Here is a 21733-nt window from a genome sequence, read left to right as displayed (position 1 = left end):
AGTGCGCCCCTATGGGGCGAAATCAATGCCACCTGCTATGCAGGTGGTTTTTTACTTTGCGCGGGTCTGGCTCACGAAAATCGATATTGCTGAATAATAGCGATTAGTCTTTTCATATCAAGAATGAATTAATAAATTTGGCAGAATGTAAGCATGTGTTTATATATTTTTCTGACCATTACGGATATTATACTCATTTGCTTTTGATGATGGAAAGGAACCATACAATGTTAAAGAAAATGATTGCCGCGATAGGCTTCGGAAGCCTCGTTTTATTAAGCGGCTGCGCAAAAGAATCCTCCCGCTCTCTTGAAGTCGCTAAGGTGACAACCTGGAATACGCCCTACCACGGCGCTCGCAGCCCAATTTCAGTGGGTAAGTTCGATAACCGCTCCAGCTATATGAACGGCGTATTCTCTGATGGCGTCGATCGTTTGGGTAATCAATCAAAAACAATTCTCATAACACATTTGCAACAAACCGGGCGATTCAATGTTCTCGATCGGAGTAATATGGCCGAGTTGCAGAATGAAGCCAGTATTAAAGGGACCAGCCAGACGCTGAAGGGCGCTGATTACGTGGTGACGGGCGACGTGACCGAATTTGGGCGCAAGGAAGTCGGGGACCATCAGTTATTTGGCATCCTGGGAAGAGGGAAGAGCCAAATTGCCTATGCCAAAGTGAATCTGAATATCGTAAATGTCCAGACATCCGAAGTCGTTTTTTCATCGCAGGGTGCCGGGGAGTTTGAGCTTTCTAACCGCGAAGTGATCGGATTCGGCGGTACCGCCAGCTATGACTCCACGCTAAACGGAAAAGTGTTGGATCTCGCTATCCGCGAAGCCGTAAATAATCTGGTTGCAGGTATCGAAAGCGGTGCGTGGACACCGGCTAAATAATCGTTCTGATTTCGACATTTCCCGTGTGCGTACGGGGAAATGTCGCTTTAAATCATAATATGGATGTTAAAAATGAATATTATTCGTTCTGTTTTCATTCTGCTCGCCGCGGCGGTGATAAGCGGTTGTGCGACAAGTCCCAAACCCCTCTATAGCTGGAATGAATATCAGCCTGTGGTTTATGAGTATTACGCGCTGGATATGGGGCCACAAGAGCAAATCGAAGCATTAAAAAAAGATATTGAAAAAGCGCGGGCGCAGGCACTTCCTGTTCCGCCGGGACTGCATGCGCATCTGGGGATGTTATATATCGATACCGGTCACCCGGAGCTGGCAAAAACAGAATTTGAACAGGAGAAACGGCTGTTTCCTGAATCCAGCCAGTTTATGGATTTTCTGTTGAAGAAAATGCAGGGAGGCAAAGCATGAAAAAGTTATATGTATTATGCGCAGGTTTATTACTGGCCCTGCTGCTGAGCGGCTGCGCGCCGAAAAAATCCTACGACTACACGGCATTCAGGCAGAGTAAACCGAAGAGTATTCTGGTTCTGCTGCCGAAAAACGAATCACCGGACGTTAAAGCGGGCTATGGGGTACTTTCGCAGGTCACGCTGCCGCTTGCCGAGGCGGGATATTATGTTTTCCCTGTTGCCGTCGTTGAGAACACCTTTAAACAAAATGGTGTCGTGAATGGTGAAGAAATGCACGGTGTCAGCCATCAAAAGCTAAGAGAGATTTTTGGCGCCGATGCTGTGCTCTATCTTAAGGTCACGGAATATGGGACATCGTATCAGGTTATCAACAGCGATACGCGAGTCGCGGTTTCCGGTGAACTGGTGGATATTCGTAACGGGAAACTATTATGGAAAGGCAGCGCGGTGGCTTCCAGCAGCGAAGGTGACAGCAGCGGCGGTTCGCTTTTAGGCATGCTTATCCAGGCGGCCGTTGATCAGATAGTCAATACCATGACCGACAAAAGCTATAAGGTCGCGGGCATTGCCGATGCGCGCCTGTTAACGCCTGCCGCACCCGCGGGCATGCTGTACGGCCCTCGCTCTCCGAAATACGGTAAAGATTTGCAATAGCGTCCTCAATAAATGGCCGATGCGCGCCTTTGCATCGACCATCTTTATGTCTTATCAGGAACCCGTCTTCGTCAGATAACGATGCTATTTCTCTTTTTTCTGCAGCTCCAGCAGCTGCTGCGGCGTGACCGCCGGATAGGACTGTGCGCCGTCGGGAACTTCCTGCAGCGCGGGAATCGGGATCAGCGGGCCTAAAAAGCGCGGTTCGCGTTTAAAAATATAGAGATCCGCCAGCGCGCCGAAGCGGGCGCCGAACTCGCGCAGGCGAACGCTCCACATATCCTTCGGCGACGGCACCGCGTAGCACTGCGCCTGAATCCCCATATGCAGGGCAATAAACAGCGCGCGCTCGCAGTGGAAGCGTTGGGTAATAATAATAAAGTCGTTAGTATCGAAGACTTTACGGGTGCGGACAATCGAATCGAGCGTACGGAAACCCGCATAGTCCAGCACAATATCCGCCGGATCGACGCCGGCTTTAATCAAATCGCGGCGCATGGTCATCGGCTCGTTATAGCTTTGCAGCGCGTTATCGCCGCTGAGCAGCAGATAGTTCACCTTGCCGCTGTTGTAGGCGTTCAGCGCACCCTGAATCCGGTAACGATAATATTGGTTGATAACCCCGGTACGGTAGTACTTGGCGGTACCGAGCACGACGCCGACCTGGCGGTAGGGCAGGTCCTGTAGCTCATCGTAAATATAGGGAGAGGTTTTCCAGCTCATCCAGCGGTCGAGTCCCAACACGGTTAACAGCAGCAAGCCGAACAGGACTAACAGGCTGTATAACACACGCTTTAACATGGACCTGGCTCAATAGTGGACGAAGGAAGCTTCAGGCTACTTTACCCGTCGGGCAAGCGCAAGAAACCGTCGTTTAATTGCGGGGATTTTCAACAGCGCGGGCCGTTTGGCCCGCAGAATGTGACTAACCTAACAGTACGCGATCGATATTATGGCAGCCCAGCGCCTTCAGCGTCACCGCGGTGGCATCCCACTGGATAAGCGCCGCATCGGCCTTCTCGGCCAGGATCGCGCGCTGGATATCCGGGTAATCGTATCCGTTGAGGCTCAGCAGATTCAGCGCACCCTGCAGCGGGGGCAGCGTCGGGTTAAAGGCGGCGTTTTCGGCATAGCTACCGGTGAAAAGAGTACCGTCTTTCAGCTCCAGCGCAACGCCGGATGGTGAGTTGCTGTAAGGCATATGGCAACGGTTGGCCGCCTGAATCGCCGCCTGAGCCAGCGCGTCGCCGCTGAGCGGGAAGCCGTGGTCCTGCTCATCCATCAGCAGGGTTTTTATGTCCAGATCTTTCGGGCCGAAAGCGTCCGGCAAATAGTGCTGCAGCGAATGCGCTTCGCGCCCGGGAAGGTGGATGCGCAGCGACAGGCCGCTGTTCAGTTCGTTCATAAACTGACGACAGTGGCCGCAGGGGGTGTAGTTCACGGTAATCGCCCGCAGGGATTTTTCGCCGCGCAGCCAGGCGTGGCTGATGGCGCTTTGTTCGGCGTGCACGGTTTGCTGCATGGTGGCGCCGAGAAATTCCATATTTCCGCCGAAGTACCAGGTACCGCTGATGCCGCGGGCAATCGCGCCGACGTTAAAATGCGACAGATCGGCCCTCGCGCAGGCCGCCGCCAGCGGCAGCAAAGCAAAGGCCAGCGCGTCTTCATCCAGCCCCGTTGCGCTTTGCAGCGCCGCAACCTGGTCTGCATTCAGCAGGGCCGGGAAATGCCGATCGGCCAGCATCGGGGCGATGGCCGCTTGCAGGTCCGCCGCCAGTTGGGGAAGAACAGCTTGAAAACGTGGGTGCATGGCGTTGCCTCATAACAATGTAATGGAAATCTAGTGTACGGGGGGTGACAGCCTGTATATGTGATAAACATCTCATTGTTATTGCAACTAATTCGTGTTGCATTTAAAAATGTGATTCAAATCACAATTATCCAACAACAGCTAAAATAAGCGGAAATAAGAACGGCGCGACCAGCGAGGTAATGATCCCGCAAAGCACCAGCGCCAGCGAGCTGAATGCCCCTTCCTGATAGTCGAGCTCAGCGCAACGGGCGGTCCCCAGGGCGTGGGATGCAGTGCCCATCGACAGCCCGCGCGAGGCTTTGGTGCGGATGCGCATCACATTCAGCAGGGTGTGGCCAAAGACCGCGCCGAGAATGCCGACGAAAATCACGCACACCGCGCTGATCGCCGGGATCCCGCCAATGCTGCTGCTCACCGCCATGGCAATCGGCGTCGTCACCGATTTCGGCAAAATAGAGGCGGCAATCTGCGGGGTTGCGCCCATCATCAGGGCAACGGTAGTGCCGGTGACCATCGCCACCACGCTGCCGATAAAGCAGATGGTGATGATTGACTTCCAGCGGGCGCGGATTTGGTGCAGCTGCTCATACAAAGGAAAGGCCAACGCCACCACCGCCGGCTGCAGCAGGTCGTTAAGAATTTTGCTGCCGAGGAAATAGCGCTCGTAGGAGATGCCGGTAATCAGCAGAAAAGGTATCAGCACCACCATCGCCACCAGCAGCGGGTTGAGCAGCGGAAATTTAAACCGCGCCGCCAGCCTGCGGGCAAGGAAAAAGACGGCCAGGGTTAGCGGCAGCGACCACCAGATTTCATGGATCATTCTTCACTTCCTTTTTGTCCAACCACTTTGCGCTCACCGTGAACCAGGTGTGAACTCCAGCTGACGACTAAAAAGACGACCAGCGTGCTTATCGCGCAGGAAACCACAACCGGGCCAAACTGCGCGCGCAGTAAATCCCAGTACTGCATGACGCCGACGCCGATAGGCACAAATAGCAGCGCCATATAGCGAATCAGAATGTTGCAGCCGGGGTTGACCCACTGTGGCGGCATGATCTGCAGCGCCAGCAGAAAAAACAGAATCAGCATGCCAATAATGCTGCCGGGAATAGCGATCGGCAGTAGCGAAGAGAGAAAAATGCCCGCATACAGGCAGGCGTAGATGAGCACGAAAGCGCGCAGATACTGCCAGACAATAATCAGTGATTTACTCATGGTAATAACCCTTGATGAACCGCATTCATCATACAATTAAAGCCAAAAATGTGCTACCGATCACATCATGAATTCTACGCATACCTGCAATAGAGACGGGGAACAGCAAAACGGACGGCTATCAGAGTGTAGATTGCAGCGACAGGCAGTGCAGAAACCGGCTCAGCGCCAACGACGGTGTTTCACTTTTTCGCCAGAACACCCCAACGCTACCTTTTTGTTCAATGCGCGGCAAATTAAGAATCGCCAGCTGGTGCTGGGCCGCGTAGCGCTGCGCCAGGCGCAAGGAGAGAATTGAGACCATATCGCTACTCTGCAGCAGGTTGCTGGTCACGTTCATCGAGGCCGATTCGATAGTATTCTCCGGCAGCATCACGCCGTTATCCACCAGCGCGTTGTCGATGCTCAGGCGAATTGGCGTGCCGGTGGGCCAGACGATCCAGCGCCACGGAGAGAGGTCGGCCCAGCTTAATCGCGATTTCTGGGCCAGCGGGTGATCGGGGCGGGCGACAAAACAGACCGGTTCGGTGTAGAGCACCCGGTAGCTCAGCGGCAGCTCCAGCGCCCGCCCGCCGACGCGCCCGACGACGACATCCACCACGCCGGCGAGCAGGTCGTTAAGCAGCGGCGTCATCACTTTCTCTTCGATATTCAGGTGCAGGGTCGGCATCTCTTTCAGCAGTTCGAGGATCGCCTGTGAGACGCAGTCGGTCGCCACCGGCGAACAGCCGATCATCAGGCTGCCCACCTGTCCGCCCTGTTTAAAACGCTCGATTTCATACTGCGAACGCGACATATCGTTAATCAGCCGCTGGGCGTGCTGAAGCAGCAGCTTTCCGCCTTCGGTCGGGCGCAGACCTTTGCTGTGGCGTTCGAACAAAACCATGCCGACTTCGTCTTCAAACTGGCTGAGCCATTTGGAGAGCGCGGGCTGAGTAATGTTCATCATTTTCGCCACCTGCGTGAGATTGCCTTGCTCCCCCAGCGCCACCAGCATCTGTAAATGGTGCAGCTTCAGTTTCTGCGTCCAGTCTGCCATCAGCGATAACCTCCAGGTTATGTCTATGCCCGAAATACCATTGTACATTTCATTGCCAGAGTTACAAACTCGCAACATAAAAGAAATAAATACAACATCTACCCCTACCTGCTCTGAGGCATAATCATGACTCAACGACTTGAACTACAAAAACTACTCAACGCTGCGCCGGTCGGCGCCCGGCAGTGGCGCGTGATTATCTGCTGTTTCCTGGTGGTGATGCTTGATGGCTTCGATACCGCCGCGATTGGTTTTATTGCGCCGGATATCCGCAGCCACTGGCAATTAACCGCCGGTGACCTCGCGCCGCTATTTGGCGCAGGCTTGCTGGGCCTGACCGCCGGGGCGCTGCTCTGCGGTCCGCTCTCCGACCGCTTTGGCCGCAAACGGGTGATTGAGTTCTGCGTCGCGCTGTTCGGCCTGTTCAGCCTGCTTTCCGCGTTTGCCCCCGATCTACAGATGCTGGTGTTCCTGCGTTTTCTGACCGGTCTCGGCCTCGGTGGCGCGATGCCTAATACCATTACCATGACCTCGGAATATCTGCCCGCCCGGCGGCGCGGGGCGCTGGTGACCCTGATGTTTTGTGGATTCACCCTCGGCTCGGCCTTCGGCGGCGTGGTCAGCGCGCAGCTGGTCCCGCTGATTGGCTGGCACGGTATTCTGGTACTGGGCGGCGTTTTGCCGCTGCTGCTGGCGGTGGCGCTGATACCGCTGCTTCCCGAATCTCCGCGCTGGCAGATCCGTCGCCAGCTCCCGCAGGCGGTGATTGCCAAAAACGTTAGTGCCATAACCGGCGAACGCTATACCGATACCCATTTCTGGCTTGATGAGCCTGCCGCAGGGGCGAAGGGCAGCATCAGCCAGCTGTTCGCCGGTCGCCAGCTGGCCATCACCTTAATGCTATGGGTGGTGTTCTTTATGAGCCTGTTGATTATCTATCTGCTCTCCAGCTGGATGCCGACGCTGCTTAACCATCGGGGGATTGATTTACAGCACGCTTCGTGGGTCACCGCCGCCTTCCAGATTGGCGGTACCTTCGGCGCCTTGCTGCTCGGCGTGCTGATGGATCGCTACAACCCGTATCGGGTGCTGGCGCTGAGCTACGGCCTGGGGGCGGTCTGTATCGTCATGATTGGCCTGAGCGAGAACGGCCTGTGGCTGATGGCGCTGGCGATTTTCGGCACCGGGATTGGCATCAGCGGCTCGCAGGTAGGGCTGAATGCGCTAACCGCTACGCTGTATCCCACCCAAAGCCGCGCGACCGGGGTGAGCTGGTCAAACGCGGTCGGCCGCTGCGGCGCCATCGTCGGCTCGCTCTCCGGCGGCGTGATGATGGCGATGAATTTCTCTTTTGACACCCTGTTTTTTGTTATCGCAGTACCGGCCGTCGTTAGCGCCGTGATGCTTGTCCTGCTGACGCTTGCCGTCCGCAACCCAACATCTGTACCTGCCGCGTTGCCTTCTGCTGGCATCGTGAATAAATAAGGAGAACGCTCATGACTCAATCTTCAATGGAAATCAATAAAGACCGTCAGCAGTACTATCAGCATATTTCCGGCCAAAACCTGACGCCGCTTTGGGAATCCCTGCACCACCTGGTGCCGAAAACGCCGAATGCCACCTGCGCCCCGGCCTACTGGAATTATCAGGAGATTCGTCCGCTGCTGATGAAAAGCGGCGAGCTGATTGGCGCGAAAGAGGCGATACGCCGCGTGCTGGTGCTGGAGAACCCGGCGCTGCGCGGACAGTCATCGATTACCTCCTCGCTGTATGCCGGTTTACAGCTGATTATGCCCGGCGAAGTGGCGCCGAGCCACCGTCATAACCAGTCGGCGCTGCGCTTTGTCGTGGAAGGCGAGGGTGCGTTTACCGCCGTCGACGGCGAACGCACCGCCATGCGCGCCGGCGACTTTATTCTGACGCCGCAGTGGCGCTGGCACGATCATGGCAATCCCGGCAATGAGCCGGTGGTCTGGCTCGACGGCCTCGACCTGCCGCTGGTGAACTATCTGGGCTGCGGCTTCGCTGAGGATTACCCGGAAGATCAGCAGCCGGTGACCCGCAAAGAGGGAGACTACCTGCCGCGCTACGCCGCCAATATGCTGCCGCTGCGCCATCAGGTCGGTAACTCTTCGCCCATCTTTAACTATCGCTACGACCGCAGCCGCGAAGCGCTGCACGACCTGACGCGTATGGGCGATGCCGACGAGTGGGACGGCTATAAAATGCGCTACGTTAACCCGGTTACCGGCGGCTATCCGATGCCGTCGATGGGCGCCTTCCTGCAGCTGTTACCGAAAGGGTTTACCTCACGCGCGGCGAAAACTACCGACAGCACCATCTATCACGTGGTAGAGGGCAGCGGCCAGGTGACTATCGGTGAGCAGACATTTTCTTTCCAGGCAAAAGATATCTTCGTGGTGCCGACCTGGCACGCCGTCTCTTTTAACTCTGCCGAAGATACCGTGTTATTCAGCTTTTCGGACCGTCCCGTGCAGGAAGCGCTCGGCCTGTTCCGCGAAGCGCGTTATTAAAAATGAAGAATAAGGAATCCATCATGACTCAATACGTTTTTGCACCCCAGGCCCCGATTAGCGTTCCGGTTGTCGGCAGCGATGAGCAGTTCCCGGTGCGCCGCGTTTACTGCGTGGGCCGCAACTACGCCGCTCACGCGCGTGAAATGGGCTTTGACCCGGATCGCGAACCGCCGTTTTTCTTCTGTAAGCCAGCCGATGCGGTGGTGCCCGTCGCTGCGGGAGAGACGCTGGAGTTACCGTATCCGACGCAAACCGACAACTATCACTACGAAATTGAACTGGTGGTGGCGATTGGCAAGCGGGGAAGCGATATCCCGCTGGAGCAGGCCCATGAGTATATCTGGGGCTATGCCACGGGGCTGGATATGACCCGCCGCGATCGCCAGATGGAGATGCGCCAGATGGGCCGTCCGTGGGAGATTGGCAAAGCTTTTGACCTTTCCGCACCGATTGCGCCGCTGCATAAAGCGGATACGGCGGACGTGAACCAGGCCGGAATTTGGCTGCAGGTAAACGGGGAAGATCATCAGCGCAGCGATATTCGTCACCTGATCTGGTCGGTCAATGAAACCATCAGCTATCTTTCCGGCTTCTTTGAGCTGCAGCCCGGCGATCTGATTTTCACCGGCACGCCGGAAGGCGTCGGCGCGGTGGTGAAAGGCGATGTCATCACCGGCAACGTAGATGGACTGACGCCAATCGCCGTGCGCGTGGTGTGAGGTGAATGATGAAGCTGTACAGTTTTTTCAATAGCTCAGCCTCCTACCGCGTGCGCATCGCGCTGGCGCTGAAAGGCATCGACTACCAGAGCGTGGGCGTCAATATCCGCATCGGTCAGCAGAACGCGCTGGAGTACCGGCGGCTGAATCCGGTTGGCCTGGTGCCAACGTTGATTACTGATGATGGTGAATCTCTCGGCCAGTCGCTGGCGATTGCCGACTGGCTGGATCGGCACTATCCGCAGCCGCTGCTGCTGCCCCAGGAGGACAGCGCGCGGATGCGGGTCCTGGAGATTGTTTACGCCATCGCCTGCGATATTCATCCAATAAACAACATGCGCGTTTTACGCTACCTCAGCGACGAACTGAAGGTAAGTGAAGAGGAGAAAAAGCGCTGGTATGCGCACTGGATCCAGCAGGGATTCAGCGCCGTCGAGCAGCTATTGCGCCACGCGAAATCCGGCGCTTTTTGTGTGGGCGATGCGCCCACCCTGGCAGACTGCTGTCTGGTACCGCAGTGGGCCAACGCGCTGAGAATGGGCTGCGATCTCAGCCACTATCCGCGCTGCCAGGCGGTCTATGACGCCTGCACCCGGCTACCGGCGTTTATCGCCGCCGCGCCGGAAAACCAACAAGATAAGATCCCGGCTTAGGAGGCAACATGGCAAAAGTGATGCGAGCAATTATTGTCGGCGGCGGTATTGGCGGAGCGGCCACGGCGCTCTCTCTGGCGCGCCAGGGCATCAAGGTGATGCTGCTGGAAAAGGCGCATGAAATCGGCGAAATCGGCGCGGGGATCCAGCTTGGCCCTAACGCGTTCTCGGCGCTGGACAGCCTCGGCGTCGGCGCAGTCGCCCGGCAGCGGGCGGTATTTACCGACCATATCACCATGATGGATGCGGTAAGCGGCGAAGAGGTGGTGCATATTGAGACCGGACAGGCGTTCCGCGACCATTTTGGCGGGCCGTATGCGGTGATCCACCGGGTAGACATCCACGCCACCGTCTGGGAGGCGGCGCAGAGTCATCCGGGCGTGGAGTACCGCACCTCGACCCAGGTGGTGGATATCCGCCAGACCGCCGATGACGTGACGGTTTTCGATGACAAAGGCAACAGCTGGACGGCGGATATCCTGATCGGCTGCGACGGCGTGAAGTCGGTGGTGCGCCAGAGCCTGCTGGGCGATACGCCGCGGGTGACCGGCCATGTAGTCTATCGCGCGGTGGTCGACGCCGCCGATATGCCGGACGATTTGCGCATTAACGCGCCGGTGCTGTGGGCGGGTCCGCACTGCCACCTGGTGCATTATCCGCTGCGCGGCGGCAAGCAGTACAATCTGGTGGTGACCTTCCACAGCCGGGAGACAGAAGAGTGGGGCGTGCGCGACGGCAGTAAAGAAGAGGTGCTCTCCTACTTTAAAGGCATTCACCCGCGTCCCCGGCAGATGCTGGATAAGCCGACCTCCTGGCGACGCTGGTCCACCGCCGACCGCGAGCCGGTAGAGAAATGGGGCAATGACCGCATCACGCTGGTTGGCGATGCCGCTCACCCGGTGGCGCAGTATATGGCCCAGGGGGCCTGTATGGCGCTGGAAGACGCGGTGACGCTGGGTAAAGCCCTGGCGCAGTGCGACGGCGACGCCGCCCGCGCTTTCGCGCTGTATGAGTCGGTACGTATTCCGCGTACCGCGCGGATCGTCTGGTCGACGCGTGAAATGGGGCGGGTCTATCACGCCGCCGGCGTTGAGCGCCAGGTACGCAACCTGCTGTGGAAAGGCAAGACCCAGAGCGAGTTTTATCGCGGCATCGAGTGGCTGTACGGCTGGAAAGAGGATAACTGCCTGGAACCACGTTAAGCGGTTGTGCATTTCCCGGGGCGCAGACAGAGGTGACCTTGTAGCCCGGCTAAGCGCAGCGCAAGCCGGGAAGCAGCAGCGCCGCCGCCGGGAAAACCGATCTTGGCCCCTTTCAACCCGCATCCAGAGGCGCTAACATAGCGCCTCTTTTTTCCGGGCAATGAAAAAACAATATGCGTGTATTACTGGCGCCGATGGAAGGCGTGCTCGATTCGCTGGTGCGCGAGCTGCTGACCGAAGTAAATGATTACGATCTCTGCATCACCGAATTCTTGCGCGTGGTGGATCAGCTCCTGCCGGTAAAATCGTTCTACAGATTGTGTCCGGAACTGCATAACAACAGCCTGACGCCGTCCGGCACCCGCGTGCGCGTACAGCTGCTCGGGCAGTATCCGCAGTGGCTGGCGGAAAACGCCGCTCGCGCGGTCGAACTCGGTTCCTGGGGCGTTGACCTTAACTGCGGCTGCCCGTCAAAACTGGTGAACGGCAGCGGCGGCGGGGCGACGCTGCTCAAAGATCCCGAGCTTATCTATCGCGGCGCCAAAGCGATGCGCGAGGCGGTTCCCGGCCATCTGCCGGTCACGGTAAAAGTTCGGCTTGGCTGGGACAGCGGCGAGCGGCGGTTTGAAATTGCCGATGCGGTCCAGCAGGCGGGCGCCAGCGAGCTGGTGGTTCACGGCCGCACCAAAGAGGATGGCTATAAAGCGGAGCGCATTGACTGGCAGGCTATCGGCGAGATCCGTCAGCGCCTGACTATCCCGGTGGTGGCCAACGGTGAAATCTGGGACTGGCAAAGCGCCCAGGATTGCCTGGCCGCGACCGGCTGCGATGCGGTGATGATTGGCCGCGGCGCGCTGAACGTTCCAAACCTGAGCCGGGTGATAAAATATAACGAACCGCGTATGCCCTGGCCGCAGGTGGTCGAACTGCTGCAAAAATACACCCGTCTGGAAAAGCAGGGCGACACCGGCCTTTATCACGTCGCGCGGATAAAACAGTGGCTGAGCTATTTGCGTAAAGAGTATCTGGAAGCGGCTGACCTGTTCAGCGCGGTACGCACCCTACAGGATTCAACCAGCATAGCGCGCACGATTAACGACTGGCGTAGCTAAACTATCTGACCGGCATCACATTTTTTAGCTTGTCCCATTGAGATTACCCGACGGACAGTGAAATACTCACTACCGATTGTTACTGCTCCGGCAGGCAAAACCTGATTTCCTGGCATCCGTCGGGGTCAGGTTTTTTTGTTTTTGGGGTTCATATGCAAATCGCCAAAGTACTTAATAATAATGTAGTGGTGGTTGTTGATGAGCAGCAGCGCGAACAGGTGGTCATGGGCCGAGGACTTGCCTTTCAGAAACGCGTTGGTGACTCTCTTGATGAAAGTAAAATTGAAAAGGTCTTCGCGCTGCAGAGCGATGAACTGGTTGGCCGTTTAGGTGAATTACTCAGTCAGATACCATTAGAAGTGATGACGACCTGCGATCGGATCATCGATCTGGCGCGCGGTCGTCTCGGTAAGTTACAGGATAGTTTGTACATTACCCTGACCGACCACTGCCACTTTGCGATTGAGCGGCAGAAGAAGGGCATCGCCATTCGTAATGTGCTGCTGTGGGAAATAAAGCGGCTGTATCCGAAGGAATTTGAGTTAGGGCAGGAAGCGCGGGCGATTATCGCCAAACGGCTCGGGGTTGAACTGGCCGAAGATGAAGCGGGTTTTATCGCCCTGCATCTGGTCACGGCGCAGCTCAACAGCGAAATGCCGGAAGTGATGCACGTCACCCGGGTCATGCAGGAGATCCTACAGCTGGTGAAGTATCAGCTGACGCTGAACTACGACGAAGAGTCGCTGAGCTACCAGCGCTTTGTCACCCATCTCAAGTTTTTCGCCCAGCGTATGCTGACGCGAACGGTGGTCGAAGATGATGATGTGACGCTGCACAGCGCGGTAAAGGATAACTACCCTAAAGCGTGGAAGTGTGCGGAAACCGTCGCCCGGCACCTGCAAAAGAGCTACCAGCGGCCGCTGACGACGGAAGAAATTATGTTTCTCGCCATTCATATTGAGCGGGTGAGAAAAGAGGGACGCTAAGCGCCGATCGGGCTTGGCGCATAGCTCCCGCGCTACAACTGGATTGTTACTGCATTACGCAGGCAAAACCTGAGCGCAACGCCTACACGGCGTTGTTCTCGGGTTTTTTTATTTTTAATACTCAGTTAACGATGCCTGCGGGCAGCGGAAGTAAGGAAAAACAGCATGGAATATAAAGCACTCGCGCAGGATATTCTCAGCCGGGTTGGTGGCAAAGAGAATATTGTGAGTCTGGTTCACTGCGCAACGCGGCTGCGTTTTAAGCTCAAAGATAGCAAGAAGGCGGATGCCGAAGGACTGAAGGCGAATCCTGGCGTCATCATGGTGGTGGAAAGCGGCGGCCAGTTTCAGGTGGTCATCGGTAACCACGTGCACGATGTCTGGCTGGCGGTGCGCAGCGAAGCCGGACTGACGGATGACAGCGAGCCGGTGGCGGTGAAAGGCGAAAAAGTGTCGATTATCGGCCAGCTTATCGACGTGGTTTCCGGTATTTTCACCCCGTTTATCGGCGTCCTGGCGGCCTCGGGGATCCTCAAAGGGCTGCTGGCGCTGGCGGTGGTTTGCGGCTGGTTAACGACGCAGCAGGCAACCTACAAAATCTGGTTTGCCGCCAGCGATGCGCTGTTCTTCTTTTTCCCGCTGTTTCTCGGCTATACCGCCGGTAAGAAATTTGGCGGCAACGCCTTTATTACCATGGTGATCGGCGGCGCGTTAACCCACCCGCTGATGATTCAATCTTTTGAAGCCAGTATGGTGCCTGACGCCGCGACGGAGTATTTCCTTGGGATTCCGGTGACCTTTATCAATTACAGTTCATCGGTCATCCCGATTATCCTCGCCTCATGGGTGAGCTGCTGGATTGAGCGGCGCAGCAACGCGATACTGCCCTCGTCGATGAAGAACTTCTTTACCCCGGCGATTTGCCTGGCCGTGGTCGTCCCGCTCACGTTTCTGATTATCGGCCCGGTTGCGACCTGGCTGAGCCAGCAGCTGGCCAACGGCTATCAGCTTATCTATCAGGTCGCGCCCTGGCTTGCCGGCGCGGCGATGGGGGCGCTGTGGCAGGTGTGCGTCATCTTTGGGCTGCACTGGGGCCTGATACCGTTAATGATTAACAACCTTGCCGTGCTTGGCCATGATTCAATGATGCCGATGCTGCTGCCGGCGGTGATGGGGCAGGTTGGCGCCGCGCTGGGGATTTTCCTGCGCACCCGCGATGCGCGGCAAAAGGTGCTGGCGGGCTCGGCGGTATCCGCGGGGATCTTCGGCGTGACCGAGCCGGCGATTTATGGGCTGAATCTGCCGCTCCGCCGTCCGTTTATCTTCGGCTGCGTCGCTGGCGCCATCGGCGGCGCGATTGTCGGCTTTAGCGACAGCCACGTCTATTCTTTCGGTTTCGGTAATATTTTCACCCTGGCGCAGATGATCCCGCCGCAGGGCATTGACGCCACGGTGTGGGGCGGCGCGCTGGGGACGGTTGCCGCTTTAATTATCGCCTGCGTGCTCACGTTAGTCGCCGGGCTGCCGCGCAGCACCGCTGAACAGGCGGCCGTTGTGGTGGCTCCGGCCTCGGAAAACGACATCCTGGCGCCGATGACCGGCAGCGTACTGGCGCTGGATCAGGTTCCCGATAGCACCTTCGCCAGCGGTTTACTTGGCCAGGGCGTAGCGATTATCCCCTCAGTGGGCAAAGTTATTGCGCCATTCTCGGGCGAGGTCGCCTCGATTTTTCAGACGAAACATGCCATCGGTCTGCTGAGCGATAGCGGAATCGAGCTGCTCATCCACGTGGGCATCGACACCGTCAAGCTCGATGGCGCACCGTTCACCGCCCACGTTAAAGAGGGCGACAAAATCAAAGCGGGCGATCTGCTGCTGGAGTTTGACCGTCAGGCGATTCTGAACGCCGGTTACGATCTGGCGACGCCCATTATTATCAGCAACAGCGACGATTTTCGTGCTCTCGACATCGTATCCTCTAGCGCGGTGGATGCCGGCCAGCCGCTGTTGTCCGTAAGCCGTTAATCACAGGAGAGAGATGAATGAAGACATTCCCACAGGCGTTTTTATGGGGCGGCGCGACCGCGGCAAACCAGGTTGAAGGCGCTTATCTGGAAGACGGGAAGGGATTAACCACTTCTGACGTCCAGCCGCGCGGCGTATTTGGCGACGTCGTAGAACGCGTGCCTGGCGATAGCGGCATAAAAGATGTTGCCATCGATTTTTACCATCGTTATCCGGAGGATATCAGCCTCTTTGCCGAGATGGGCTTTAACTGCCTGCGCGTATCCATTGCCTGGGCGCGTATTTTCCCTGAGGGCGATGAGGCGCAGCCAAACGAAGCCGGGCTGGCCTTTTACGATAAGCTGTTTGATGAAATGGCGAAGCACAATATTACTCCGCTGGTGACCCTGTCCCACTATGAGATGCCGTGGGCGCTGGTGAAAAACTACGGCGGCTGGGGCAATCGCAAAGTCATTGGCTTCTTCGAACGCTACGCCCGTACGGTGTTTGAGCGCTACCAGGCGAAGGTCAAACTGTGGCTGACCTTTAATGAAATCAATATGTCCCTGCACGCGCCGATGACCGGCGTCGGTCTGCCGGCCGACAGCAGCAAAGCTGAAGTCTACCAGGCCATTCATCATCAGCTGGTGGCGAGCGCGCTGGCGGCTAAGGCCTGCCATGACATCGTGCCTGAGGGTAAAATCGGCAACATGCTGCTCGGCGGCCTGATGTATCCGCTGAGCTGCAAACCGGAGGATATTTTTGAAACCCTGCAGCAGAACCGCAGCTGGCAGTTCTTTGGCGATGTCCAGTGCCGCGGCGCTTACCCGGGCTATATGCTGCGCTATTTCCGCGACAACGGTATTAGCCTTGAGATCGCCGATGCCGATCGCGAAGCCCTGAAAGAGACCGTCGATTTTATCTCCTTCAGCTACTATATGACCGGCTGCGTGACCGCCGACGAAGAGCTGAATAAAAAATCGCGCGGCAATATTCTCAGCATGGTGCCGAACCCGCACCTGGCAAGCTCGGAGTGGGGCTGGCAGATTGACCCCCTTGGCCTGCGCACGCTGCTGAACGTGCTGTGGGATCGCTATCAGAAGCCGCTGTTTATCGTGGAAAACGGCCTGGGTGCTAAGGATAAGGTGGAAGCCGACGGCAGCATCAACGACGATTACCGGATCAGCTACCTTAACGACCATCTGGTGCAGGCTCGTGAGGCAATAGAGGACGGCGTTGAGCTGATGGGCTACACCAGCTGGGGACCTATCGACCTGGTGAGCGCGTCGAAGGCGGAGATGTCCAAACGCTATGGCTTTATCTACGTCGATCGCGACGATGAAGGCAACGGCACCCTGGCGCGCAGCCGCAAGAAGAGCTTCTGGTGGTATAAAGAGGTAATCGCCACCAACGGCGGCAGCTTAAAAGAGTAATGCCCTGAGCACGAAGCTAACATCAGCCTTATGGCCCGGATAACTTCCGGGCCTTTTTGCGTATTACGCCGGCTTGCGCGCGCGCAGGAGAAAAATCATCGGCCGCTCTTTTTCTTCATCCAGCGCCGGCTGAGCGGCAATCTGCTCCGCCGTCGGTCCCCACTCATCCAGATGCTCGATGATAAAACCGGCGGCGATCAGCTGGTTTATCCAGCTGGACAGCTTGCGATGCTGCTTTTTCACCCCGTCGGCAAACCAGTTGCTGATGCGCTCGCCCTCCTGCTGGTAGTGGCTCACCGGCCAACTTTTCTGCCCGTTCTCATCTTCCTGCCAGCCCTGACGCGGCGGGGCGGTATAGATGGGATGCTCGGCGGAGAACAGCAGCGTACCGCCGGGCGTCAGCGCCCGGTAAACGGTGGCGAACAGCGGCGCCACGTCGGGCAGATAGTGCAGCGCCAGCGAGCTATAGACCAGCTCGCAGCTATCGGCGGGCAGGGTAAGCGTCTGAAGATCTTCGCAGCGATAGCGGATACCTTCGCCCTCCGTCATTTCGCGGGCGCGATCCAGCATACGGCTGGAGAGATCCAGCCCGTCCACCTGCGCGGCGCCCTGGTCGCGGGCCCAGCGGCAAAACCAGCCGTAGCCGCAGCCAAGATCGACGACGCGTAAACCGGATAACGGCGGAAGCATTTGCTGAAGGGTCGGCCACTCGGGCGCGCCTTCCAGCCCTTTGACTGAACGGTCGAGGGTGGCGTATCCGGCAAAAAAAGCGGGATCGTCATAGATGTTCTGACTCATTGTCACTCCATGAGAAGTTTATTTTTAGTCTGCTAATAGTTACGGCACACGCTTTACTAAACGGCAAGGATGCAAGTAGCTTAATATACCCGACCTTATTTAATCATCTGACCGATTTCATGAACCTGACTTTGAGCAAACGCGCGTTGGCTGGCCTGCCACTGGTTATCGCGCTGGCGGGCTGCGCGCCATCGCACGATACTGGCAAGCCGCTCCAGCAGCAGACCCCGGCATCCCACGTCGCAACGGAACTGCCCGCCGCCGTGAAAAACGGCTGGCCGCAGAGCAACTGGTGGCAGGATTACCATGACCCTCAGCTCAATAGCCTGATTCAGCGTGCCTTAGCCAATGCGCCGGACATGCAGATTGCCGAACAGCGCATCAGGCTGGCGGAAGCGCAGGCGCGGATGTCGCAATCCAGCCTGGGACCGAACCTGGATTTTTCCGCCGATATTGAACGGCAGAAAATGTCCTCCGAGGGGCTGATGGGGCCGTTTGCCACCGATACCGACGGCAATACCGGGCCGTGGTACACCAACGGCACCTTCGGACTGACCGCCGGATGGGATCTGGACCTGTGGGGCAAAAACCGCGCGCTGCTCAAAGCGCGCATCGGTGAAGTCAAAGCCCAGGTCGCCGAAGAAGCCCAGACCCGTGAACTGCTGGCCGGCAGCGTCGCCCGCCTTTACTGGCAGTGGCAGACCGAAGCGGCCATTAAAAACGTGCTGACGCAGGTGAAGCGCGAACAGAATAATGTCGTTACCGTGGATACTGCGCTGTATCAACGCGGGATCACCAACTCGGCCGAAGGGGCCGAGAACGATATTAACGTCAGTAAAACCGATCAGCAGCTTGCCGACGTGGCGGGCAATATGAAGGAGATTGAAGCGCGGCTGATGGCGCTGACCAACAGCCAGAGTCAGGCGCTGAATCTGCATCCGGCGGATTTGCCCGCCGTCAGCGCGCAAATGCCCAACCAGCTGGGCTATGAGCTGCTGGCGCGACGCCCGGACCTGCAGGTCGCCCACTGGTATATCGAGGCTTCATTAAGCGAAGTTGATGCCGCGAAAGCCGCGTTTTATCCGGATATCAACCTGATGGCCTTCCTGCAGCAGGATGCCCTGCATCTCAGCGATCTGTTCCGCCACTCTGCCCAGCAGATGGGCGTCACCGCCGGGCTGACCCTGCCGATCTTTGATAGCGGCCGCCTGAACGCGAATCTGGATATCGCCAGCGCGCAAAATGCCCTGTCGATAGCGAAGTACAACAAAGCGGTGGTCGATGCGGTTAATCAGGTGGCGAAAACCGCCAGCCAGATGGAAACGCTGATGGCGAAAAATCAGCAGCAGCGGCAGGTTGAAAAAGATGCTCAGCGGATGGTCGCGCTGGCGCAGGCGCGGATGAACGCCGGGATTATTTCCGGCTCGCGCGTCAGCCTGGCGAAGCTGCCGGCGCTGCAGGAGCGCGTCACCGCGCTGCGCCTGCACGGCCAGTGGCTTGATGCCAGCATCCAGCTGACCTCCGCGCTGGGCGGCGGGTATCATCAGGCGGCGAAGTAGTTCTGTTTCCCCGGCTCGCGCTGCGCTTGGCCGGGCTACAGGCCCATGCGATCTGTGGGGTTGTCGCCCGGATAAGACGTTTACGCCGCCATCCGGGAACTCTCGTCACTCTTTCTTCTTTGCCTCGCGGCGCTTTAGCCACCAGTGCGCCGCAACCACCAGCACCACCGCCAGAATCAGCCAGATCCAGTGCTTCAGATGCGCATCCAGATGATGCAGCCACGGGCCAATCGCTTCCCCGCCGAGATAGCCGAGCGTGGTAAAAATTAACGCCCAGATAATCGCGCCGACAATATTCAGCGGCAGAAACACCTTCGGCGGCAGGCGGCTGGCGCCAATCAGCAGCGGGCCGATAACCCGAAAGCCGTACATAAAGCGGGTGCCGATGACAAACAGGTAGGGGCGACGCTGGATCATCCGCTGGGCCTTTTGGATCCGCTTTTTCTGGCGTGCGAATCGCCGCAGAATCCGTCCGCCAAAGCGCCTGCCGAGTAAATAAAGCAGCTGATCGCCAATCATCCCCCCTAGGGCGACCGAGATAACCACCAGCCAGAACTTCAATAATCCCTGATGTGCCGCCACGCCGCCGAGCAGCGTGATGGTTTCGCCTTCCGCCACGCTGCCAATGACCAGCGCCGCGTAGCCGTACTGGGAAATCAGGTTATTGATATCCATATAAAGATTAACTCCATAAAACGTCAGTCCCTTAATCATACACCCTGATGATAAAAATGCGGGGGAAGCGCATTTTTCTCGCTGTACACAAAATAATCTACAAGGTGAATTATACTTGGATCAGTGCTGTACCACGCCGTGACAAGGGGGACGCTATGAACCATGTCTGGGGGCTCTTCTCTCATCCTAATCAAGAGATGAGCGTTATTAAAAGCGAAAACGAAACCGTTTCGCATCACTATACGCACCATGTGCTGGTCATGGCGGCGGTTCCGGTTATCTGCGCCTTTATTGGCACCACGTAGCTGGGCTGGAACTTCGGCGACGGCACGGTGGTAAAACTGTCGCTGATGACCGGGCTGGCCCTTGCGGTGCTGTTTTACGCCGTGATGCTCGCCGGGGTTGCGGTGATGGGGCGGGTTATCTGGTGGATGGCGCGAAGCTATCCGCAGCGGCCTTCGCTTAAGCGCTGTATGGTTTTCGCCGGCTATGTCGCCACGCCGCTTTTCCTCAGTGGGCTCGTGGCGCTCTATCCGCTGGTGTGGCTGTGCGCGCTGGTCGGGACCGTCGCGCTGCTTTACACCGGCTATCTGCTGTATCTCGGTATTCCCACGTTCCTGGGGATTAACAAAGAAGAGGGGTTGAGCTTCGCCAGCTCGACTCTGGCGATAGGGGTGCTGGTGCTGGAAGTGCTGCTGGCGATCACCGTTATTCTCTGGGGATACGGATATCGGCTCTTCTGATTTAACTCATTGCCGGCATAAATAGATTTTTATGTCGGCAATGCAGCATTTGTTCACGATTCTTATTAGCCAGCTCGCGTTCTGACAAGGTATGATGATTTTTGCCAGCGGCGTCATCACCCCAGCGCCGCGGCGTACGTTCATAACGTGCAAAAATACTTTTCAGAATGTTCACGATGACCAAATTTCGAGTTTCTTTGCTCAGCCTGACGTTGCTGCTGGCTGTGCCTTTTGCGCCCCAGGCGTTGGCTAAAACCTCCACGGCGGTGACCGCCTCCCAGCCGGATATCGCTTCCGGCAGTGCGATGATCGTCGACCTTGCCAGCAAAAAAATCATCTATGCCAGCCAGCCGGACCTGGTTCGCCCGATGGCGTCGATCACCAAGGTGATGACCGCGATGGTGGTCCTTGATGCCCATCTGCCGCTGGATGAGATGCTGACCGTTGATATCAGCCAGACGCCTGAAATGAAAGGGATCTATTCACGGGTGCGCCTGAACAGCCAAATCAGCCGCCGCAATATGCTGCTGCTGGCGCTGATGTCGTCGGAAAACCGCGCCGCCGCCAGCCTGGCGCACCATTATCCGGGCGGCTACGACGCGTTTATCCGCGCGATGAACGCCAAGGCGCAGGCGCTGGGGATGACCCGCACCCGCTACGTTGAGCCCACCGGTCTGTCGATTCATAACGTCTCTACCGCCCGCGATCTGACTAAGCTGCTGATCGCCAGCGAGCAGTATCCGCTGATTGGCCAGTTGAGCACCACCAAAGAAGATATGGCGACATTCGCCCATCCGGCGTATACGCTGCCGTTCCGCAATACCAACCATCTGGTCTACCGCGATAACTGGAATATTCAGCTGACCAAAACCGGCTTTACTAACGCGGCGGGCCACTGCCTGATTATGCGTACGGTGATTAATCAGCGCCCGGTGGCGCTGGTGGTGATGGATGCGTTTGGCAAATATACTCACTTCGCCGACGCCAGCCGCCTGAGAACGTGGATTGAAACGGGAAAAGTGATGCCGGTTCCGGCTTCCGCGCTCAGCTATAAAAAGCAGCGTGAAGCGCAGATGGCCGATGCGATGCTGAAAGGCGGCGCGCAGACCGCGCAGAACGATTAACCCCCATTTCCCCGGATTACGGCGTAAACGCCTTATCCGAGCTACCGAACCGCGCTGTACCGTAGCCCGGCTAAGCGCAGCACGAGCCGGGGGATTGTCCCGCCGGCGGCGCTGGCGCGCCTGTCCGTACTACCGCT

At 57.4% G+C, this 21733-nt stretch carries 20 protein-coding genes and 2 pseudogenes; 15 read left to right on the top strand and 7 right to left on the bottom strand.

The features are described from left to right. The first annotated feature begins 227 nt into the window (after positions 1 to 227). From SIK97_RS14305 to SIK97_RS14295, 3 genes are all read left to right on the top strand, one after another. Positions 228 to 899, top strand: a complete 672-nt coding sequence (locus tag SIK97_RS14305) for a CsgG/HfaB family protein (RefSeq protein ID WP_049102834.1) — start codon at positions 228 to 230, stop codon at positions 897 to 899. A gap of 72 nt (positions 900 to 971) precedes the next feature. Continuing rightward, on the top strand, positions 972 to 1328 hold the full coding sequence (locus tag SIK97_RS14300) for a DUF4810 domain-containing protein (RefSeq protein WP_057173238.1): 357 nt from the start codon (positions 972 to 974) through the stop codon (positions 1326 to 1328). Continuing rightward, positions 1325 to 1984: a DUF799 domain-containing protein gene (locus SIK97_RS14295; protein WP_057173239.1), complete on the top strand. Its 660-nt coding sequence runs from the start codon at positions 1325 to 1327 to the stop codon at positions 1982 to 1984. Before SIK97_RS14300 ends, SIK97_RS14295 begins: the two co-directional genes overlap by 4 nt. Before the next feature lie 84 nt (positions 1985 to 2068). Here the strand turns inward: SIK97_RS14295 and sanA are convergent, their stop codons facing one another. The 5 genes from sanA to SIK97_RS14270 all read right to left on the bottom strand — a co-directional run bounded on the left by sanA (position 2069) and on the right by SIK97_RS14270 (position 6051). Further along, on the bottom strand, positions 2069 to 2785 hold the full coding sequence (gene sanA, locus SIK97_RS14290; protein ID WP_004852661.1) for an outer membrane permeability protein SanA: 717 nt from the start codon (positions 2783 to 2785) through the stop codon (positions 2069 to 2071). Between the two features lie 124 nt (positions 2786 to 2909). Beyond that, the gene (gene cdd, locus SIK97_RS14285; RefSeq protein ID WP_057173240.1) at positions 2910 to 3794 is read right to left on the bottom strand and encodes a cytidine deaminase; all 885 of its coding nucleotides are present in this window, start codon (positions 3792 to 3794) and stop codon (positions 2910 to 2912) included. A 127-nt stretch (positions 3795 to 3921) separates the two neighbouring features. Further along, complete coding sequence (locus SIK97_RS14280; protein WP_004122851.1) at positions 3922 to 4617, bottom strand: CidB/LrgB family autolysis modulator; 696 nt, start codon at positions 4615 to 4617, stop codon at positions 3922 to 3924. Next, positions 4614 to 5012: a CidA/LrgA family protein gene (locus SIK97_RS14275; protein WP_004122849.1), complete on the bottom strand. Its 399-nt coding sequence runs from the start codon at positions 5010 to 5012 to the stop codon at positions 4614 to 4616. Before SIK97_RS14275 ends, SIK97_RS14280 begins: the two co-directional genes overlap by 4 nt. 121 nt (positions 5013 to 5133) lie before the next feature. Continuing rightward, a complete protein-coding gene (locus SIK97_RS14270) occupies positions 5134 to 6051 on the bottom strand; it encodes a LysR family transcriptional regulator (RefSeq protein ID WP_049085467.1) in 918 nt (305 codons plus the stop codon). Positions 6052 to 6177: 126 nt separating this feature from the next. Here SIK97_RS14270 and SIK97_RS14265 point away from each other — a divergent pair, with 126 nt between their 5' ends. From SIK97_RS14265 to ascB, 9 genes and pseudogenes are all read left to right on the top strand, one after another. Further along, entirely contained in the window at positions 6178 to 7536 is a 1359-nt protein-coding gene (locus SIK97_RS14265; RefSeq protein ID WP_047723232.1) for an MFS transporter, read from the top strand. 11 nt (positions 7537 to 7547) lie between these two features. Then, on the top strand, positions 7548 to 8585 hold the full coding sequence (gene gtdA, locus SIK97_RS14260) for a gentisate 1,2-dioxygenase (RefSeq protein ID WP_057173241.1): 1038 nt from the start codon (positions 7548 to 7550) through the stop codon (positions 8583 to 8585). 23 nt (positions 8586 to 8608) lie between these two features. Beyond that, entirely contained in the window at positions 8609 to 9307 is a 699-nt protein-coding gene (locus SIK97_RS14255) for a fumarylacetoacetate hydrolase family protein (RefSeq protein WP_014230148.1), read from the top strand. Between the two features lie 8 nt (positions 9308 to 9315). After that, positions 9316 to 9960, top strand: coding sequence for a maleylacetoacetate isomerase (maiA, locus tag SIK97_RS14250; RefSeq protein WP_025106757.1), 645 nt, complete (start codon positions 9316 to 9318; stop codon positions 9958 to 9960). 8 nt (positions 9961 to 9968) lie between these two features. Then, on the top strand, positions 9969 to 11162 hold the full coding sequence (locus SIK97_RS14245; RefSeq protein ID WP_014839052.1) for a 3-hydroxybenzoate 6-monooxygenase: 1194 nt from the start codon (positions 9969 to 9971) through the stop codon (positions 11160 to 11162). Between the two features lie 173 nt (positions 11163 to 11335). Further along, positions 11336 to 12274 carry a tRNA dihydrouridine(16) synthase DusC gene (gene dusC, locus SIK97_RS14240; RefSeq protein WP_014230145.1) on the top strand — a complete coding sequence of 313 codons (939 nt, stop codon included), beginning with the start codon at positions 11336 to 11338 and terminating at the stop codon, positions 12272 to 12274. Positions 12275 to 12426: 152 nt separating this feature from the next. Then, the gene (gene bglG / locus SIK97_RS14235) at positions 12427 to 13260 is read left to right on the top strand and encodes a transcriptional antiterminator BglG (RefSeq protein ID WP_014230144.1); all 834 of its coding nucleotides are present in this window, start codon (positions 12427 to 12429) and stop codon (positions 13258 to 13260) included. 53 nt (positions 13261 to 13313) lie between these two features. Then, a pseudogene (bglF, locus tag SIK97_RS14230) lies at positions 13314 to 15285 on the top strand (PTS beta-glucoside transporter subunit IIABC). Positions 15286 to 15302: 17 nt separating this feature from the next. Continuing rightward, positions 15303 to 16697: a 6-phospho-beta-glucosidase gene (gene ascB, locus SIK97_RS14225; RefSeq protein ID WP_057173243.1), complete on the top strand. Its 1395-nt coding sequence runs from the start codon at positions 15303 to 15305 to the stop codon at positions 16695 to 16697. Positions 16698 to 16760: 63 nt separating this feature from the next. Here ascB and SIK97_RS14220 read toward each other — a convergent pair whose 3' ends face one another. Continuing rightward, complete coding sequence (locus tag SIK97_RS14220; protein ID WP_057173244.1) at positions 16761 to 17495, bottom strand: class I SAM-dependent methyltransferase; 735 nt, start codon at positions 17493 to 17495, stop codon at positions 16761 to 16763. Positions 17496 to 17614: 119 nt separating this feature from the next. On the opposite strand from SIK97_RS14220, the gene mdtQ reads away from it, so the two are divergent. Continuing rightward, on the top strand, positions 17615 to 19054 hold the full coding sequence (gene mdtQ / locus SIK97_RS14215) for a multidrug resistance outer membrane protein MdtQ (RefSeq protein ID WP_057173245.1): 1440 nt from the start codon (positions 17615 to 17617) through the stop codon (positions 19052 to 19054). Between the two features lie 105 nt (positions 19055 to 19159). Here the strand turns inward: mdtQ and SIK97_RS14210 are convergent, their stop codons facing one another. Continuing rightward, positions 19160 to 19729 (bottom strand): DedA family protein, encoded by a 570-nt coding sequence (locus SIK97_RS14210; RefSeq protein ID WP_014230139.1) that lies wholly within the window; start codon positions 19727 to 19729, stop codon positions 19160 to 19162. Positions 19730 to 19884: 155 nt separating this feature from the next. On the opposite strand from SIK97_RS14210, the pseudogene SIK97_RS14205 reads away from it, so the two are divergent. Both SIK97_RS14205 and pbpG read left to right on the top strand, forming a co-directional pair. Further along, positions 19885 to 20472, top strand: a pseudogene (locus tag SIK97_RS14205) (Yip1 family protein). Between the two features lie 176 nt (positions 20473 to 20648). Beyond that, positions 20649 to 21596 carry a D-alanyl-D-alanine endopeptidase gene (pbpG, locus tag SIK97_RS14200; RefSeq protein ID WP_014230138.1) on the top strand — a complete coding sequence of 316 codons (948 nt, stop codon included), beginning with the start codon at positions 20649 to 20651 and terminating at the stop codon, positions 21594 to 21596. Positions 21597 to 21733: the final 137 nt, after the last annotated feature.

Source organism: Klebsiella sp. JN_Kp126 (assembly GCF_033843325.1).
Classification (GTDB): domain Bacteria; phylum Pseudomonadota; class Gammaproteobacteria; order Enterobacterales; family Enterobacteriaceae; genus Klebsiella; species Klebsiella michiganensis.
Note: the sequence above shows the minus strand (reverse complement) of the source record. Positions and strands in the feature narration are given on the sequence as shown.

Excerpts from the sequence above, each read along its gene's own strand:
- SIK97_RS14305 (WP_049102834.1), top strand. The coding sequence starts at position 228 with ATGTTAAAGAAAATGATTGCCGCGATAGGCTTCGGAAGCCTCGTTTTA.
- SIK97_RS14300 (WP_057173238.1), top strand. The coding sequence starts at position 972 with ATGAATATTATTCGTTCTGTTTTCATTCTGCTCGCCGCGGCGGTGATA.
- SIK97_RS14295 (WP_057173239.1), top strand. The coding sequence starts at position 1,325 with ATGAAAAAGTTATATGTATTATGCGCAGGTTTATTACTGGCCCTGCTG.
- sanA (WP_004852661.1), bottom strand. The coding sequence starts at position 2,785 with ATGTTAAAGCGTGTGTTATACAGCCTGTTAGTCCTGTTCGGCTTGCTG.
- cdd (WP_057173240.1), bottom strand. The coding sequence starts at position 3,794 with ATGCACCCACGTTTTCAAGCTGTTCTTCCCCAACTGGCGGCGGACCTG.
- SIK97_RS14280 (WP_004122851.1), bottom strand. The coding sequence starts at position 4,617 with ATGATCCATGAAATCTGGTGGTCGCTGCCGCTAACCCTGGCCGTCTTT.
- SIK97_RS14275 (WP_004122849.1), bottom strand. The coding sequence starts at position 5,012 with ATGAGTAAATCACTGATTATTGTCTGGCAGTATCTGCGCGCTTTCGTG.
- SIK97_RS14270 (WP_049085467.1), bottom strand. The coding sequence starts at position 6,051 with ATGGCAGACTGGACGCAGAAACTGAAGCTGCACCATTTACAGATGCTG.
- SIK97_RS14265 (WP_047723232.1), top strand. The coding sequence starts at position 6,178 with ATGACTCAACGACTTGAACTACAAAAACTACTCAACGCTGCGCCGGTC.
- gtdA (WP_057173241.1), top strand. The coding sequence starts at position 7,548 with ATGACTCAATCTTCAATGGAAATCAATAAAGACCGTCAGCAGTACTAT.
- SIK97_RS14255 (WP_014230148.1), top strand. The coding sequence starts at position 8,609 with ATGACTCAATACGTTTTTGCACCCCAGGCCCCGATTAGCGTTCCGGTT.
- maiA (WP_025106757.1), top strand. The coding sequence starts at position 9,316 with ATGAAGCTGTACAGTTTTTTCAATAGCTCAGCCTCCTACCGCGTGCGC.
- SIK97_RS14245 (WP_014839052.1), top strand. The coding sequence starts at position 9,969 with ATGGCAAAAGTGATGCGAGCAATTATTGTCGGCGGCGGTATTGGCGGA.
- dusC (WP_014230145.1), top strand. The coding sequence starts at position 11,336 with ATGCGTGTATTACTGGCGCCGATGGAAGGCGTGCTCGATTCGCTGGTG.
- bglG (WP_014230144.1), top strand. The coding sequence starts at position 12,427 with ATGCAAATCGCCAAAGTACTTAATAATAATGTAGTGGTGGTTGTTGAT.
- ascB (WP_057173243.1), top strand. The coding sequence starts at position 15,303 with ATGAAGACATTCCCACAGGCGTTTTTATGGGGCGGCGCGACCGCGGCA.
- SIK97_RS14220 (WP_057173244.1), bottom strand. The coding sequence starts at position 17,495 with ATGAGTCAGAACATCTATGACGATCCCGCTTTTTTTGCCGGATACGCC.
- mdtQ (WP_057173245.1), top strand. The coding sequence starts at position 17,615 with ATGAACCTGACTTTGAGCAAACGCGCGTTGGCTGGCCTGCCACTGGTT.
- SIK97_RS14210 (WP_014230139.1), bottom strand. The coding sequence starts at position 19,729 with ATGGATATCAATAACCTGATTTCCCAGTACGGCTACGCGGCGCTGGTC.
- pbpG (WP_014230138.1), top strand. The coding sequence starts at position 20,649 with ATGACCAAATTTCGAGTTTCTTTGCTCAGCCTGACGTTGCTGCTGGCT.